Origin of the sequence: Pseudomonas sp. MPDS, assembly GCF_013283895.1 — a bacterium.
Classification (GTDB): domain Bacteria; phylum Pseudomonadota; class Gammaproteobacteria; order Pseudomonadales; family Pseudomonadaceae; genus Aquipseudomonas; species Aquipseudomonas rhizophila.
Genome location: NZ_CP054128.1, coordinates 1,922,231 through 1,937,720, shown reverse-complemented (window position 1 = coordinate 1,937,720; position 15,490 = coordinate 1,922,231). Strand labels below are relative to the sequence as shown.

The 15,490-nt window shown below is 59.1% G+C and carries 14 protein-coding genes; 10 read left to right on the top strand and 4 right to left on the bottom strand.

Going from position 1 to position 15,490, the window contains the following annotated elements; genetic code table 11:
* Positions 1-9 precede the first annotated feature (9 nt).
* Positions 10-192 carry a hypothetical protein gene (locus HQ912_RS08460; RefSeq protein ID WP_047229644.1) on the top strand — a complete coding sequence of 61 codons (183 nt, stop codon included), beginning with the start codon at positions 10-12 and terminating at the stop codon, positions 190-192.
* A 7-nt stretch (positions 193-199) separates the two neighbouring features.
* Here the strand turns inward: HQ912_RS08460 and HQ912_RS08455 are convergent, their stop codons facing one another.
* The gene (locus HQ912_RS08455) at positions 200-931 is read right to left on the bottom strand and encodes a UTRA domain-containing protein (protein WP_107321758.1); all 732 of its coding nucleotides are present in this window, start codon (positions 929-931) and stop codon (positions 200-202) included.
* Positions 932-1,280: 349 nt separating this feature from the next.
* Between HQ912_RS08455 and HQ912_RS08450 the strand changes: the two genes are divergently transcribed.
* From HQ912_RS08450 to HQ912_RS08425, 6 genes are all read left to right on the top strand, one after another.
* A complete protein-coding gene (locus HQ912_RS08450; protein ID WP_173406667.1) occupies positions 1,281-2,348 on the top strand; it encodes an ABC transporter substrate-binding protein in 1,068 nt (355 codons plus the stop codon).
* A 213-nt stretch (positions 2,349-2,561) separates the two neighbouring features.
* Positions 2,562-3,368: an alkaline phosphatase family protein gene (locus HQ912_RS08445; RefSeq protein WP_047229647.1), complete on the top strand. Its 807-nt coding sequence runs from the start codon at positions 2,562-2,564 to the stop codon at positions 3,366-3,368.
* A 5-nt stretch (positions 3,369-3,373) separates the two neighbouring features.
* On the top strand, positions 3,374-4,210 hold the full coding sequence (locus HQ912_RS08440; protein WP_160893164.1) for an ABC transporter permease: 837 nt from the start codon (positions 3,374-3,376) through the stop codon (positions 4,208-4,210).
* Complete coding sequence (locus HQ912_RS08435; RefSeq protein WP_047229649.1) at positions 4,197-4,997, top strand: ABC transporter permease; 801 nt, start codon at positions 4,197-4,199, stop codon at positions 4,995-4,997. Before HQ912_RS08440 ends, HQ912_RS08435 begins: the two co-directional genes overlap by 14 nt.
* Entirely contained in the window at positions 4,994-5,983 is a 990-nt protein-coding gene (locus tag HQ912_RS08430; RefSeq protein ID WP_076383788.1) for an ABC transporter ATP-binding protein, read from the top strand. Before HQ912_RS08435 ends, HQ912_RS08430 begins: the two co-directional genes overlap by 4 nt.
* Positions 5,984-6,029: 46 nt before the next feature.
* Positions 6,030-6,683: an HAD family hydrolase gene (locus tag HQ912_RS08425; protein ID WP_047229651.1), complete on the top strand. Its 654-nt coding sequence runs from the start codon at positions 6,030-6,032 to the stop codon at positions 6,681-6,683.
* Between the two features lie 104 nt (positions 6,684-6,787).
* On the opposite strand, the gene HQ912_RS08420 is transcribed toward HQ912_RS08425, so the two are convergent.
* Together HQ912_RS08420 and HQ912_RS08415 are read right to left on the bottom strand one after the other, a co-directional pair.
* On the bottom strand, positions 6,788-7,576 hold the full coding sequence (locus tag HQ912_RS08420) for a DUF2182 domain-containing protein (RefSeq protein WP_047229652.1): 789 nt from the start codon (positions 7,574-7,576) through the stop codon (positions 6,788-6,790).
* A 2-nt stretch (positions 7,577-7,578) separates the two neighbouring features.
* The gene (locus tag HQ912_RS08415; RefSeq protein WP_047229653.1) at positions 7,579-8,214 is read right to left on the bottom strand and encodes a DUF1326 domain-containing protein; all 636 of its coding nucleotides are present in this window, start codon (positions 8,212-8,214) and stop codon (positions 7,579-7,581) included.
* Between the two features lie 487 nt (positions 8,215-8,701).
* Between HQ912_RS08415 and HQ912_RS08410 the strand changes: the two genes are divergently transcribed.
* Positions 8,702-10,285 (top strand): hypothetical protein, encoded by a 1,584-nt coding sequence (locus HQ912_RS08410; RefSeq protein ID WP_155417192.1) that lies wholly within the window; start codon positions 8,702-8,704, stop codon positions 10,283-10,285.
* Positions 10,286-10,357: 72 nt separating this feature from the next.
* Here the strand turns inward: HQ912_RS08410 and HQ912_RS08405 are convergent, their stop codons facing one another.
* Positions 10,358-11,320, bottom strand: coding sequence for a zinc-binding dehydrogenase (locus HQ912_RS08405; protein ID WP_173406666.1), 963 nt, complete (start codon positions 11,318-11,320; stop codon positions 10,358-10,360).
* A gap of 139 nt (positions 11,321-11,459) precedes the next feature.
* On the opposite strand from HQ912_RS08405, the gene HQ912_RS08400 reads away from it, so the two are divergent.
* Together HQ912_RS08400 and HQ912_RS08395 are read left to right on the top strand one after the other, a co-directional pair.
* Positions 11,460-13,538 (top strand): carboxy terminal-processing peptidase, encoded by a 2,079-nt coding sequence (locus HQ912_RS08400; RefSeq protein ID WP_173407522.1) that lies wholly within the window; start codon positions 11,460-11,462, stop codon positions 13,536-13,538.
* A gap of 130 nt (positions 13,539-13,668) precedes the next feature.
* Positions 13,669-15,450, top strand: coding sequence for a bifunctional diguanylate cyclase/phosphodiesterase (locus HQ912_RS08395; RefSeq protein WP_076383785.1), 1,782 nt, complete (start codon positions 13,669-13,671; stop codon positions 15,448-15,450).
* Positions 15,451-15,490: the final 40 nt, after the last annotated feature.

The window sequence follows — 15,490 nt, the reverse complement described above, 5'->3', positions numbered from 1 at the left end:
GCCGTCGCCATGATTCCGATGTCTGCGTTCAATGCCATGCTGGTGCCCATCATCGCCGGCATGATCCTGCTGGCCATCGGCTTCAACTTCCGAGACAAGAACGTCGGGGTGTTTGCCATGTGGATCGGCATGTTGTTGATCCTCGCCACGGTGGTGTTCAGGATCCTGGCCAAACTCAACGAGTCGATCTGACCTCACCTCAGGCAGCCGACGGTTGTTCCGGCACGTCCACCCCCACGTGAATCGCATCGTGACGCCAGAACTCCAGGTCACAATCGATCAACCGCTGATGCTGGTCATAATTGACCCGGGCAATCCGCAAGCCAGGGCTGCCAACCGAGACTTTCAACGCCGCCGCCGCTTCAGGCTGTAGCGAGGTGGGCACAATCTCGAACTTCACCCGGCCGTAGTGCAAGTCGTAATGACGGGCGTACAACTCGGTGATGGACTGATTGAGGTCGAATTCGAGGATGTCCGGGAAGTACTGCGGGTTCAGGTAGTGCTCGACATACAGCACCAGCCGCTCATCGATACGCCGCACGCGGCAGATCTGGATCACACTGGACAGTGCCGGCAATTGCAACCAGGCACACACTGCTGCCGAAGCCGGCTGCAGACGGGCCGAGATCACTTGAGTGGAAGGCACTCGCCCCTGGGCAGTCACCATGGCGTGGAAATGGCTGCGCTGCATCAGGTTATAGGCCAGGCGTGGCGGCGAGACGAACCAGCCACGGCGCTCCTCGCGATAGATCTGCCCCTGGGCTTCGAGCTGCAACAGCGCTTCGCGCACGGTGATGCGTGTGGTGCCGAACAATTCACTGAGCTTGCGCTCGGCCGGCAACTTGCTACCGGGCGGCAGCAAGCCATGGTCGAGCTGCTCCTGCAGGACTTGCCCGATGGTTGTCACCGCTTTGGTTGTCTCGATGCGCATCAACGTTACCTATCTGGACTAGACCAGCACTCTTTCGGGGCGAAATCGATGGAGCATCCATCCGTTTCTCATGCTTGCAAGCCTAGGCACTGCACATGACTGGTAGATGACAGAACCGCCGAACGGTTCATTGCCATCCCTGCAAGTTAGCGGCCAACTCCTTGCAGATCAGCCGGTTAACCATGGTCTACGCTTAGTTGGCAGCCACTTTGCCCCCACCTGGCGCATGCCGGCATCTCCTGCACCGACATCAAAATGTCACAGGGCTCGCCTACATTGGCTCAGGTATTGCTGACCTAGACCAACACAACCGCAATCGCAGCGTTGAAAACGCCCATAGGAGCTTCGGATGAAACAGTTTTTCCTGGCATCACTGTTAGGCTCGACCATTGCCATGTGCACTGTTGCCATGGCCGCTGACACCGATTTGAAAACACTGGAAGCCGCTGCGAAAGCGGAAGGCACCGTGAACAGCGTCGGCATGCCCGATGACTGGGCGAACTGGAAAGGCACCTGGGATGACCTGGCCAAAATCTATGGCTTGAAACACATCGACACCGACATGAGCTCGGCCCAGGAAATCGCCAAGTTCGCCGCCGAGAAAGACAACGCCAGCGCCGATATCGGTGACGTCGGCGCAGCTTTCGGCCCGATCGCGGTCAAGCAGGGTGTGGTTCAACCCTACAAACCGAGTACCTGGGAACAGGTTCCGGACTGGGCCAAGGACAAGGACGGCAACTGGGCCCTGGCCTACACCGGCACCATTGCTTTCATCGTTAACAAGAAGCTGTTGCACGGCTCCGAAGTGCCAACCAAATGGGCTGACCTGAAAACCGGCAAATACAAGGTTTCCATTGGTGACGTGAGCACCGCCGCCCAAGCCGCCAACGGTGTGCTGGCAGCGGCCCTGGCCAATGGCGGCAACGAGAAAAACGTTCAACCGGCCTTGTTGATGTTCGCCGAGATCGCCAAGCAAGGGCGTCTGTCCATGGCCAACCCGACCATCGCCACCATGGAGAAAGGTGAAGTCGAGGTCGGCGTGGTCTGGGACTTCAACGGCCTGAGCTACAAGGCCAAGATGGCCAACCCGGATGATTACGTCGTACTGATTCCATCCGACGGCTCGGTCATCTCCGGCTACACCACCATCATCAACAAATACGCCAAGCACCCGAACGCCGCCAAACTGGCTCGCGAATACATCTTCAGCGACGCCGGTCAGATCAACCTGGCCAAGGGCAACGCCCGTCCGATCCGCGCCGAGCACCTGACCTTGCCTGAAGAGGTCAAGGCTAAGTTGCTGCCCAACGAACAGTACAAAGGCGTGACCCCGATCAAGGATGCGGATGCGTGGGAAAAAACCTCCAAGACACTGCCGCAGAAGTGGCAGGAAGAAGTGATCATCAATATGGAGTGAGGCAATAGCTCCCGCTGGAAATCCACTGGAGATCCAATTGTGGGAGCGAGCACTGTGGGAGCAAAGCTTGCTCGCGATGAACGATGACACGGTCTTGCAGTTGAACCGTGTCGCCTTCATCGCGAGCAAGCTCGGCTCCCACAGAAGCTGGCTTCCACATCAGGTCCCTGGTGAATCCGAGTTTCCTGGTATCTGTCCGGAGTCCCGCTACCCATGAAGCACAACGTCATCCTGGTGGTGCTCGACGGCCTCAACTACGAGGTCGCCCGGCATGCCATGGGGCATTTGCAGGCCTATGTCGGCGCAGGACGCGCGGCGCTCTACACACTGGAATGTGAACTGCCCGCCCTGTCCCGTCCGCTCTATGAATGCATTCTGACCGGCGTCGTGCCCCTCGACAGCGGGATCGTGCACAACAATGTCTCGCGCCTGTCGAACCAGCGCAGTATCTTCCACTACGCCACCGCAGGCGGCTTGAGTACGGCAGCCGCGGCCTATCACTGGGTCAGCGAGCTCTACAACGCTTCGCCGTTCGTGGCCGGTCGCGATCGTCATACCGACAACCCCGAGCTACCGATTCAATACGGGCATTTCTACTGGAATGACCACTACCCCGACTCTCATCTGTTTGCCGACGCCGAACACCTGCGTCAGCGCTACCTGCCGAATTTTTTGCTGGTGCACCCCATGAACATCGACGATGCCGGCCACAAGCACGGCCTCGACACCCCGCAATACCGCAACAGCGCCCGCTCGGCCGACATCAACCTGGCGGTTTACCTGCAAGCCTGGCTCGACGCCGGATACCAGGTGCTGGTGACATCCGACCACGGCATGAACAACGACCGCTCCCACAACGGCCTGCTGGCTGAAGAACGGGAAGTGCCACTGTTTGTGCTGGGCAACGGCTTCAGCCTCAACCCCGACGCCGCACCCCGACAGACCGAACTGTGCGGCACCATTTGCCAGTTGCTCGGCGTTGCCCACGACAAACCCTATTGCCAGGAGTTGCTCAAGTGAATGCCATGACGCGCGGCAAATGGCTGGCAGCGTTGTGCCTGGTGCCCTTCGCGATTTTCTTCATCGTGTTCCAGATCGCGCCGCTGCTTTGGGTGCTGGTCAACAGCCTGGAATCGGAAGAGTTCGGCTGGGGCCTGGCCAATTTCAGCAAGATTTTCAGTTCGAAGTTCTACCGCCAAGCGATCCAGCACAGCCTGGAAATCAGTTTCTGGTCCAGCGTGTTCGGCATCATCATCGCCGTGCTCGGCAGCTATTCCCTGCGTCGGGTCGATTCGCGCCTGCGCAACTTCGTCAACGCCTTCGCCAACATGACCAGCAACTTCGCCGGCGTGCCCCTGGCCTTCGCCTTCATCATTTTGCTGGGGTTCAACGGCAGCATCACGATCATGCTCAAACAGGCGGGGATCATTGAAGATTTCAACCTGTACTCGAAAACCGGGCTGATCATCCTCTACACCTACTTCCAGATTCCCCTGGGCGTACTGCTGCTCTACCCGGCCTTCGACGCGCTGCGCGAGGACTGGCGCGAATCCGCTGCGCTGCTGGGCGCCAACGGCTGGCAGTTCTGGCGGCACATCGGCTTGCCGGTGCTGACCCCGGCGCTGCTGGGCACGTTCGTGATCCTGCTGGCCAATGCGCTCGGTGCCTACGCCACGGTGTATGCGCTAACCACCGGTAACTTCAACGTCCTGCCGATTCGCATCGCCGCCATGGTCTCCGGGGACATCTCCCTTGACCCGAACATGGCCAGCGCCCTGGCCGTGGTGCTGGTGGCGCTGATGACCCTGGTGACCGTCGTCCATCAGTTGCTGCTCAAGAGGAGCTACCATGTCTCGCGCTGAATCGAGCTCTGCCGGGCTCTATCATCGGCTGGTGGTGTATTTGCTGTTCGCCATCCTGCTGTTGCCCCTGGCCGGCACGCTGATCTACTCCATCGCCAGCAGTTGGTCGGCCACCGTGCTGCCCAGCGGTTTCACCTTCAAGTGGTACGTGCAGCTGTGGAGCGATCCGCGCTTTCTCAACGCCTTCGGCCAATCGCTGATCGTCTGCGTCGGGGCGCTGGTGCTGTCCGTGGTGTTGATCCTGCCCCTGCTGTTTGTGGTGCATTACCACTTTCCAAAGCTCGACGCACTGATGAACATCCTCATCCTGCTGCCCTTCGCGGTGCCGCCGGTGGTGTCTTCAGTGGGGCTGTTGCAACTCTACGGTTCCGGGCCGCTGGCGATGGTGGGCACGCCGTGGATCCTGATCGGTTGCTACTTCACCGTTGCCCTGCCATTCATGTATCGGGCGATCACCAACAACCTGCAAGCCATCAACCTGCGCGACCTCATGGACGCCGCCCAACTGCTAGGCGCCAGCACGTTCCAGGCGGCTTTGCTGGTGGTACTGCCGAACTTGCGCAAGGGCTTGATGGTGGCGTTGCTGCTGTCTTTCTCGTTTCTGTTCGGTGAGTTCGTGTTTGCCAACATTCTCGTCGGCACTCGCTATGAAACCCTGCAGGTGTACCTGAACAACATGCGCAACAGCAGCGGTCACTTCACCAGTGCGCTGGTGATTTCCTACTTCTTCTTCGTACTGGTCCTGACCTGGGCGGCCAACATCTTGAACAAGGACAAAAGCCAATGAGCTACGTCAGCGTCCAACACCTGCAAAAAAGCTATGCCGGCACACCGGTGTTCAGCGACATAAATTGCGAAATCCACAAGGGCGAGTTCGTCACCCTCCTCGGCCCTTCCGGCTGCGGCAAGTCCACACTGCTGCGCTGCATTGCCGGCCTGACCGCGGTGGATGCCGGACAGATCCTTTTGGACGGACAGGACATCGTCCCGCTGAGCCCGCAGAAGCGCGGGATCGGCATGGTGTTCCAGAGCTACGCCTTGTTTCCCAACATGACCGTGGAACAGAACGTCGCCTTCGGCCTGCGCATGCAAAAGGTTGCGACCGAGGACAGCCGCCAACGGGTACTGGATATTTTGCGGCTGGTGGAGCTGCACGACTTCGCCGCTCGCTACCCCCATCAACTTTCCGGCGGCCAATGCCAGCGCGTGGCCCTGGCCCGCTCCCTGGTGACCCGCCCGCGCCTGTTGCTGCTGGACGAGCCGCTGTCGGCCCTGGATGCGCGGATTCGCAAACATTTGCGCGAGCAGATCCGACAGATACAACGCGAACTGGGCCTGACCACGATCTTCGTCACACACGATCAGGAAGAAGCGCTGACCATGTCCGACCGGATTTTCCTGATGAACCAGGGAAAGATCGTACAAAGCGGCGATGCCGAAACCCTTTACACTGCGCCGGTCGATGTCTTTGCCGCCGGCTTCATCGGCAACTACAACCTGCTGGACGCCGACAGCGCCAGCAAACTGCTGCAACGGCCAGTGACCGGTCGCATCGCCATTCGCCCGGAGGCCATTGAACTGAGCCGCAGCGGCGAGCCCGATGCCCTGATCCGCAGCCACAGCCTGCTGGGCAACGTGATCCGCTACCGGGTCGAGGCTCGCGGCGTAGAGCTGGTGGTCGACGTGCTCAATCGTTCCGCCGCCGATTTGCACCCCGATGGCACACGACTGTCACTTTCCATCGATTCGACGGCGCTGTGTGAGGTAGCCTGATGGCTTTATTGATTTTGAAGTTGATTTTGAAAAGGGAAATGCGCTGATGGCCCTGGCAATTTTTGATCTGGACGAAACCCTGATCCACGGCGATTGCGCCACCCTCTGGAGCGAGCAGATGGGGCGCCTGGGCTGGGTCGATCCAGAGTCGTTCATGCGTCGCAACAATGAGCTGATGGACGCCTACAGCCACGGCAAGCTGCGCATGGAAGAATACATGGACTTCAGCCTGGAACCGATGATCGGCCGCACCCCGGAAGAAATCGAACACCTGGTGACGCCGTGGGTGGAAGACTTCATCGAACCGATCATCTTCAGCGACGCCACCAAAACCATCGCCGAACACCGCAAGGCCGGTGACCGGATCCTGGTGATCTCCGCCTCCGGCACGCACCTGGTCAAGCCGATTGCCGAACGGCTGGGCATCGATGAGATCCTGGCGATTGAGCTTGAGGTGAGTCATGGGGTGTACAGCGGCAAGACCGTCGGCACCCTGACCTATCGCGAAGGCAAGATCGCACGGCTGCTGGACTGGCTGGATGCCGAGGAAGAAAACCTTGAGGGCGCAAGTTTCTATTCCGACTCGCGCAACGACCTGCCGTTGCTACAGCGGGTGGACTTCCCTCATGTGGTAAACCCGGATGCGGTGTTGAAGGCCCATGCCGAATCGGCCGGGTGGCCGATTCATACCTGGAAATAAGCCCCTGTGGGAGCGAGCCTGCTCGCGATTGCGGTGTGTCAGTTAAATCAATGCCTGCTGATCCATCGCAATCGCGAGCAGGCTCGCTCCCACACAGGTTTAGCCTAGCCCAGCAGCAGCCACAGGCTCCAGCCGAGCAACAACACACCGCAGATACGACTGAGCCAGAGTCCCTGCCGCAGGTTCTTCTCCAGCAGGATGAAGGCACCGATCACTGCCACCCAGAGCAGGTTCATTACGCCGACCACGAACAGCAGGCCCATCAGGGCCCAGCAGCAGCCCAGGCAGTAAGCGCCATGGGCCAGCCCCATGCGCCAGCCGCCGAGCACGCCGGGGCGCCAGTAGCCGAGAAGAAAATGCAGCGGCCCGCGACAATGCTCAAGGCAGACCGCCTTGCTTGGCGACCACTGATAGATGCCTGCGACCAGCAGCAGGCCAGCGCCCAGCGCGGTACTGCTGCTGCGCATCCCCGGACTGAGCAAGGCCAGCCGCTCGAGCGCCCATTGCAGCGCCGTGGCGCCCAGGGCGAAACCAACCCAGACCAGGCCATAGGCGCTGCAGAACAGCAGCAGGGCCAGGTGTCGCTGCGGTGCCGGCATGCGCTTGCGCAGCATCTGCTGGTAGATCAGCAGCATGGGCAAGGCGCTGGGCAACATCATGCCGATCATCATCACTGCCCACATGGCGAACATCAGCAGCGCATCGCCCAGGCTCCAGGGCATGAGCATACCGGCCATTGCCGCATCGGCCATGCCGCCCGGCGCACTCATGTCACGGGCCATCTGCAGCAGTATCAGCCAGGCCAAGGCGGTCAGCGCGAGCAGGCAGAGCAGGAACAACAACTGCTCGCCTGTCAGTCGCTTGCTCTGCGCCGCCGCCTGGGGTTCTGCCATCTTTACGGCTCTATGCCATGACCGGTGAAATGCACGTGGGCGAGATGGCTATGGCTGTCCTGGGATTGAAGCTTGAGCGCTGAATGCGTCTGGTAGCTGCCACTGGCCACTTCAGCCTCAAGGAACTCGAAGCCGTTGGGCAGGGACAGGCGGACTCGATGAGGTGAACCGTCGATCGGGCTGCGGATCGGCTCGCCGCTGGCCTGCAATACGCCGGGAATGTCCAGGTGCGCCAAACGCTGATCGACATCGATGGACAAGGTGATGGGCACGAACTGCGGTTCGAACATTTCACTCATGGTGCTGCTGAACACCTGAAACACGTTGGCCCCGGGGTCGCTCTCCAGGCCAGAGAGGATGGTCAACAGAGCCTGGCGTTGCGCCTCGTCGGCGCGTTCATCGATGAACACCTGACAACTGCCGTTGCCCTCATGGATGGCGCCCGGCCAAGCGAAGGTGGCGGCCCAACACAAGCCTCCCAACGCCACTTGATTGAAATACCCGCGTTCCACTCGCATCGACGCCACCGCGTGGCAGTGGCCATGGGTCGGTGGCGCGTCGAATTGACAGGGACAGCCCCAATTGCAGTTGCAGGCAATGAATTCGACGCCCTGCATGCGCCATTCGGCGATGGTCATGATCAACCTCTTCACCTGGCGGGTGAAATGAAAGCTGCGGTTACCCCCATCCCTCCATTAGTTAACGCTAGCAGGGTGCGCGCATCGGCTATGGGCTGCCGACCAAAGGTCGGTTTGCCTGGGTTCGCCGGTCAGAGGTGGAAGCCTCCGGCGATAGGCATGAGGGTGCCATTCAAGCCTGCTGGGGCATGCGTTTTTTACTGAGCCAATATGTTCATGGATCATGCGGAGTCACTTTGCAGTCATCACAACATCTCTTCTGTCAGGACACTAATCAGAGAGACATCTATTACTCTCGAAACTTCTCTAAAGCGTTTTTTATGCGATGTCTACTGTCAGACTTTACAGGTCGCTCAGACTAACCGACAGATGGCGCGTGTTCTTCCTTTGACCTGTTATTTCTAACAGTAGACGCATGGCTGTATCCGCAGGTTAATAACTCCACGCCCTGTTTTTACTAGACAGTCGCCCCGCGACGGGAGCCCTCATGAACAAGTACCTTGAACAGTGGATTTTTACCCACACCAGCATAAAGGCACTTACGGCCCTCGCGCTCGCCGTATTATTTGGTTGCGCAACTCAACTGCCGTCGCCACCACCCGACATTCAGTCTTCCAGTAGTTATGAACGCTCCGGTGAGGAAACAGCCCGAAAGCTGACCACGGCGTATCACAATACCGCCGCCAACTGCGGCACGCCCACCACACCAGCCTTTCTCTGCTCAGGGGTAACGCTACGCATCACTAAAACCAGCAATAATTACGATCCATGGGATCATAGCGACTTCTCAAGAAAAACCGACGCAGTCTCATTTTCTTATTTGAGAGCCGATACAAAGTTTGTTCGCACCCCCTGGTATGGTGTCAATGGCTTGATTTTCTATCCTTATCTCAACGCCCCCGCCGGAAAAATAAAACCCGAAGTTATCTGTTACTTTCCACTCGACGGCGCTACGTTTTATCGCGATGCCGCGGGGCAGTATGGATGCAGAGACAGTATCGTGCCTCCGCGAGTATTTGCTGACAGCACGCCTTGTCGAGAACAAAACATTACCACCGCGGAACAATGGGTGGCCCATTATCGAAAGGTCTCTCAATATAGAACCGCGCACTCCTGCGCCTTTATGGTAACGAGCAGCCTGGATGCAGAAGCAGTCCAAGGCTTCAACCAGGCCATTCGGGTTCGTTCATTGATCCCCGATGAGGCTTTTGCCGATCACAACGAGCTGCGCATCAAAGCCTGGCCTGAAAATGAGCCCGGAGTATTGCCAATTCAGGCCTTCTTCTACATCGACACAGGGCTGGCGAATGCCCAAATCGACCAACAGAAATATTACGACCGCACCGGGGGCATGGTGGTCCCCATCATTCGTCTGACCATACCCGGCACCCCGTCTGCAGATGCCACGTTTGTCTATAACGCCGCGGACCAGGCTGTCCTTCCCATCACCCCGGGGAAACTCAAACCCAAGGTTCCCAAAGCCTATAACGCAGCGGGCGACCATCTGAAAATGAGTGATATCTACACCGACACGTATGTGGATGTTGAAGTACCTCACTACACCGGTATGCATGCTACCGATACCATCCGGGCGCGCTGGCAGGGTCGGGTCAACTACAACAGTCCAATTATCGAAGTGGGTGATCCCCCCGGGAAAAGACTGATCCCGATTCCTCGTCTGGAAGTCGTCGACAATATCGGTCGATCTGTCGTGGTCGGCTATTCCGTCAAGGAAAAAGGGATTGGCGAGACGATAGAGTCAGACAGGTTGACGCTGCATATCGACCCGCAAGCGGTGGATCCATTACCGGCACCGAGTTATTCCAACTTGAAGGTTAGCGTGAACTACGGCGGTGAGACAGGCTACACCGTCAGGGTTCGTTGGGCCGGTGTCACCACCCACGATACTGAAAACCAGGATGTGACGTCCGGCCAAGCCAACGTTTTTGACATTCCCAGTGCCTGGGTATCCGAAAACAGCGGAAAAACCGTCCTGATCAACTACTCGATTGTCCGTAAAAACAGCAACGAGCAACGGATGTTCTCTCAGGTCCTAAGGGTTAACCTCTAGGTCAACCCTTTAGCAGCACGTGGTTTTCCACATTCAGGCGGCACCGCAAAGCCTGGGTTCGACTCCCCGGAATCAGCCCAGGCTTTCATCGATCACCAACACCAACTTTCCTGACACCTTGTTGCTCGCCAGCTCGGCAAACGCCGCTTCGGCATCCTTGATCGCAAAGGTCCTGGCCAGTTGCGGGCTCAGGCGTTTGTCGGTGAACAGCGGCCACACCTGGTGCCCCAGCTCACTGATCAGGTCGGCCTTGAACTGATCGTCACGACTGCGCAAGGTCGAGCCGAGCAATTGGATACGCTTGCCCAGTACCTGCGCCAGATCGAGTTCGGTCGAGCGCCCGCCCATCAGGCCGATCAACACCCAACGGCCGTCAACTGACAAAAGTTTCACGTTCAACGCAGCGTAGTTCGCGCCCACCGGATCGAGGATCACATCGAAGGGGGCGAAGTCGTTCAGGCTCTCGAGGCCATCGGTGCGTATCACGCCGCCCTGGGCCCCCAGCGCCTCGCAATAACTCAGACGATCAGCCGAACCGACGCTGACCCAGCACGGGTTGCCGAAGGCTTTGCACAACTGGATCGCGGCCGAACCGACACCACTGGCACCGGCGTGCAACAGCACTTTTTCCCCCGGTTTGAGTGCAGCCAGCTGAAACAGATTGAGCCACGCGGTGCTGTAAACCTCAGGCAGCGCGGCCGCCTCAGCCAGGGATAACCCTTCGGGCACCGGCAGGACATGCCGGCCATCGACCACCACCTCTTCGGCCATCCCGCCGCCGGCCAGCAGGGCGCAAACGCGATCGCCAATCTGCCACGAGGAGCCCGCTCCGACCTCGCTGATCACCCCGGCGCACTCCAGGCCCAGCACCTGACTGGCACCGGGCGGCGGCGGATAATGTCCGGCCTTTTGTAACAAATCGGCTCGATTCAGACCGGCGGCCGCCACACGGATGCGGACTTGCCCTACATCACACGTCGGACTTGGCTCATCTGCCCATACCACTTGGCCTTCAACGCCTTGCAATGCTTTCACGGTGCCTCCATAGTGAGTCTCGACTGGGCCCGCTGCTGTAACGCCGGGCTTTCTTGCATTATGCGCCCGGGCCACATGGAACCGGCGACTTCAAAGACGGCCTAATATGCGTTATCAATTGTCCCTGCGTCGAATCAGCATGAAGCACCTGTTCCCCAGCACCGCCCTCGCGCTTGTCATTGGCCTCGGTCTGTTGCCGCTGTCGAGCGATACGTTCGCAGCCAATAGCTGGGACAAGCTTCAGCCCGATCGCGACGAGGTGATTGCCAGCCTCAACGTCGTTGAATTGCTCAAGCGCCATCATTACAGCAAGCCGCCGCTCGATGACGCGCGCTCGGTCATCATCTACGACAGCTACCTGAAGCTGCTTGATCCCTCGCGCAGCTATTTCTTGGCCAGCGACATCGCTGAATTCGACAAGTGGAAAACCCAGTTCGACGATTTCCTCAAGAGCGGCGACCTGAACGCCGGGTTCATCATCTACAAGCGCTACCTGGATCGCGTGAAGGCGCGTCTGGATTACACCCTTGCCGAGTTGAACAAAGGCGTCGACAAGATCGACTTCAATACCAAAGAAACCTTGCAGGTGGATCGCAAGGACGCCGCCTGGCTCAGAAGCACCGCTGAACTTGACGACCTGTGGCGCAAACGCGTCAAGGACGAAGTGTTGCGCATGAAGATCGCCGGCAAGGACTCCAAGCAGATCCAGGAAACCCTGACCAAACGCTACAAGAACCAATTGGCCCGTCTGGACCAGACTCGCGCCGAAGATATCTTCCAGGCGTACATCAATACCTTCGCCATGTCCTACGACCCGCACACCAATTATCTGTCGCCCGATAATGCGGAAAACTTCGACATCAACATGAGCCTGTCCCTGGAAGGCATCGGCGCGGTGCTGCAGAGCGACAACGATCAAGTGAAGATCGTGCGCCTGGTGCCGGCAGGACCTGCCGACAAGACTAAACAGGTCGGCCCGGCGGACAAGATCATTGGTGTCGCCCAGGGCAACAAGGAAATGGTCGACGTGGTCGGCTGGCGCCTGGACGAAGTGGTCAAGCTGATCCGCGGCCCGAAAGGCTCGGTGGTGCGCCTGGAAGTCATCCCGGCCAGCAATGCGCCGAACGACCAGACCAGCAAAGTCGTGGCCATCACCCGTGAAGCAGTGAAGCTGGAAGAGCAGGCTGCAAAAAAATCCGTCCTCAAACTGAAACAGGACGGCAAGGACTACAAGCTCGGTGTGATCGAGATCCCGGCCTTCTACCTGGACTTCAAGGCCTTCCGCGCCGGTGATCCGAACTACAAGAGCACCACGCGCGATGTGAAGAAGCTGCTGACCGAGTTGCAAAAAGAAAAAGTCGACGGTGTCGTCATCGACTTGCGCAACAACGGCGGCGGCTCCCTCCAGGAAGCTACGGAACTGACCAGCCTGTTCATCGACAAGGGCCCGACCGTGCTCGTGCGTAACGCCGATGGCCGCGTGGATGTGCTCGAGGATGAAAATCCGGGGGCATTCTACAAGGGCCCGATGGCCTTGCTGGTCAACCGTCTGTCAGCATCGGCCTCGGAGATCTTCGCCGGCGCCATGCAGGACTATCACCGGGCACTGATCATCGGCGGCCAGACCTTCGGCAAAGGCACCGTGCAGACCATCCAGCCGCTCAACCATGGCGAACTGAAGCTGACCCTGGCCAAGTTCTACCGGGTTTCCGGCCAGAGCACCCAGCACCAGGGTGTACTGCCGGACATCGATTACCCGTCGATCATCGACACCAAGGAAATCGGTGAAAGCGCCCTACCCGAGGCCATGCCGTGGGACACCATCCGGCCTGCGATCAAGCCGGCGGTGGATCCGTTCAAGCCATTCCTGGCGCAACTCAAGTCCGATCATGACGCTCGCACGTCCCAGGACGCGGAGTTTGTCTTCATTCGCGACAAGCTGGCTTTGGCGCAGAAGTTGATGCTGGAGAAAACCGTCACCCTCAACGAAGCCGAGCGTCGCGCACAGCATGCCGACATCGAAGCCAAGCAACTGACCATGGAAAACCTGCGACGCAAGGCCAAGGGTGAAGAGCCGCTCAAGGAACTGAAGAAAGAGGATGAAGACCTGATCGCCGAGCCGGAAAAAACCAAACCGGAAGACGATGCCTACCTGAGCGAGACCGGTCGTATCCTCATCGATTACCTGAAACTCAACACGGCGATTGCCAAGCACTGACATGATGGCCATTTAATGCTGACGCTCCCCGGAGCGTCATCAAACTGACATCATTCTGTCGTGAAATACAGGACCGGGCGCTCCCTTGAACGGGTGGCGCCCAGTCCTTTTTTTATCGCCAGAGATTGCCATGACCACGACAGAACAGCTGAGTGCCTTGAGTTCGATCCTGGCTCAAAGCGGTTTACACAGCCTGTTCCAACCCATCATTTGCCTTTCCGAACGGCGCATCGTCGGTTATGAAGCCCTGACCCGGGGCCCGTCCAACAGCCCGCTGCACTCGCCCATCGCCCTACTTTCGGTGGCCCGCCAGGCCGGACGCCTCAGTGAGCTGGAACTGGCCTGCCGACGCAGCGCCTGCCAACGTTTCAATGAGCAGAAACTGCCGGGCAAGCTGTTCCTCAACGTCTCGCCCGAATCCCTGCTCGAAGCCGCCCACCAGACCGGACGCACCTTGCAACTGCTGCAAGATTTCGGCATCCCGCCCAGCCAGGTGGTGATCGAACTGACCGAACAAACACCGATCGACGACTTCCAACTCCTGCAAACCGCCCTGCATCATTATCGGGCCATGGGTTTCTCCATCGCCCTGGACGATCTGGGCGCCGGGTATTCGAGCCTGCGGCTGTGGTCCGAATTGCGCCCCGATTATGTGAAGATCGACCGGCACTTCATCGACGGTATTCACCAGGACGCCCTCAAGCGCGAATTTGTCGGCTCGATCCTGAAAATCGCCCGGGCTTCCCGCGCCCAGGTGATTGCCGAGGGAATCGAACTGCCGGAAGAACTGGCGGTATTGATAGAGATGGGCGTCGATCTGGTTCAGGGTTATCTGCTCGCTCGCCCACAGGAGCAGCCCTCCCGTGACGCCAGGGCGCTGATGCCCCGGCAGGACGCCGGCGCGGTGGCATTGACCGACGAAGTCAACGACCTCGGGGCGCTGCTCAACGAACAACCGGCGGTGGCCCACGATACGCCGACGGCCACCGTGCTTGAGGCGTTTCGGCGCCAGGCCAACCTCAACTCCCTGGCGGTACTGGACGATCAGGAACAACCCTGCGGCATCGTCCATCGTCACTCCCTTTCGGATGCCTTGCTCAAACCCTTCGCCACCGATCTGTTCGCCCGCAAACCCATCAGCCGCCTGATGAGCGATGACTTCCTGGCGGTGGAACTGAACCAGTCGCTGCAACAAGTCAGCCGCCTCATCACCAGCCGCGCCCGACAACGCATAGAAGAAGACTTCATCATCACCCTCAACGGTAGTTACCTGGGCCTGGGCCGGGTGATCGACGTGCTCAAGCTCATCACCGAACTGAAAATCCAACAGGCCCGCTACGCCAACCCGCTGACCCTGCTGCCGGGTAACGTGCCGATCCAACAATGCCTGACACGCCTGCTGCAACAACGACAGGAATCAGTGATCTGCTACGTGGACATCGACAGCTTCAAACCCTTCAACGACATCTACGGCTACGGTCGCGGCGACGAAGTCCTGCTGTGCCTGGCCCAATGCCTGAACGAACGCATCGATCCCAGCCGCGACTTCGTCGGTCACATCGGCGGCGACGACTTCCTGCTGGTCCTCGGTCCGGAAGACTGGCGCAAACGCCTGAATCAATTACTGAGCGACTTCCAGACCCACTGCCGCCGCTTCTACCGCCCCGAGCATCTGGAAGCCGGCTGCTTCACCGCGCTGAATCGGCAGGGCGTTCGACAGGAATTTGCCTTGCTGTCGCTGTCGATTGGGGTGGTGCATTTGCGGGCTGAAGCCTGTGGGGAACTGGATGCCAGCCAGTTGGCGGAACTGGCTTCGCAGGCCAAGCATCATGCCAAAGAGATTTTGGGGGGGAGCGTGTACTTGGTTGATGGTTTGGCTGGGCGGGAGGTTGTGGTGGGGTTGTCGGTGTGAGCGGACTCCCCATTCACCACGGCCCGAACGCTTGGCGTTA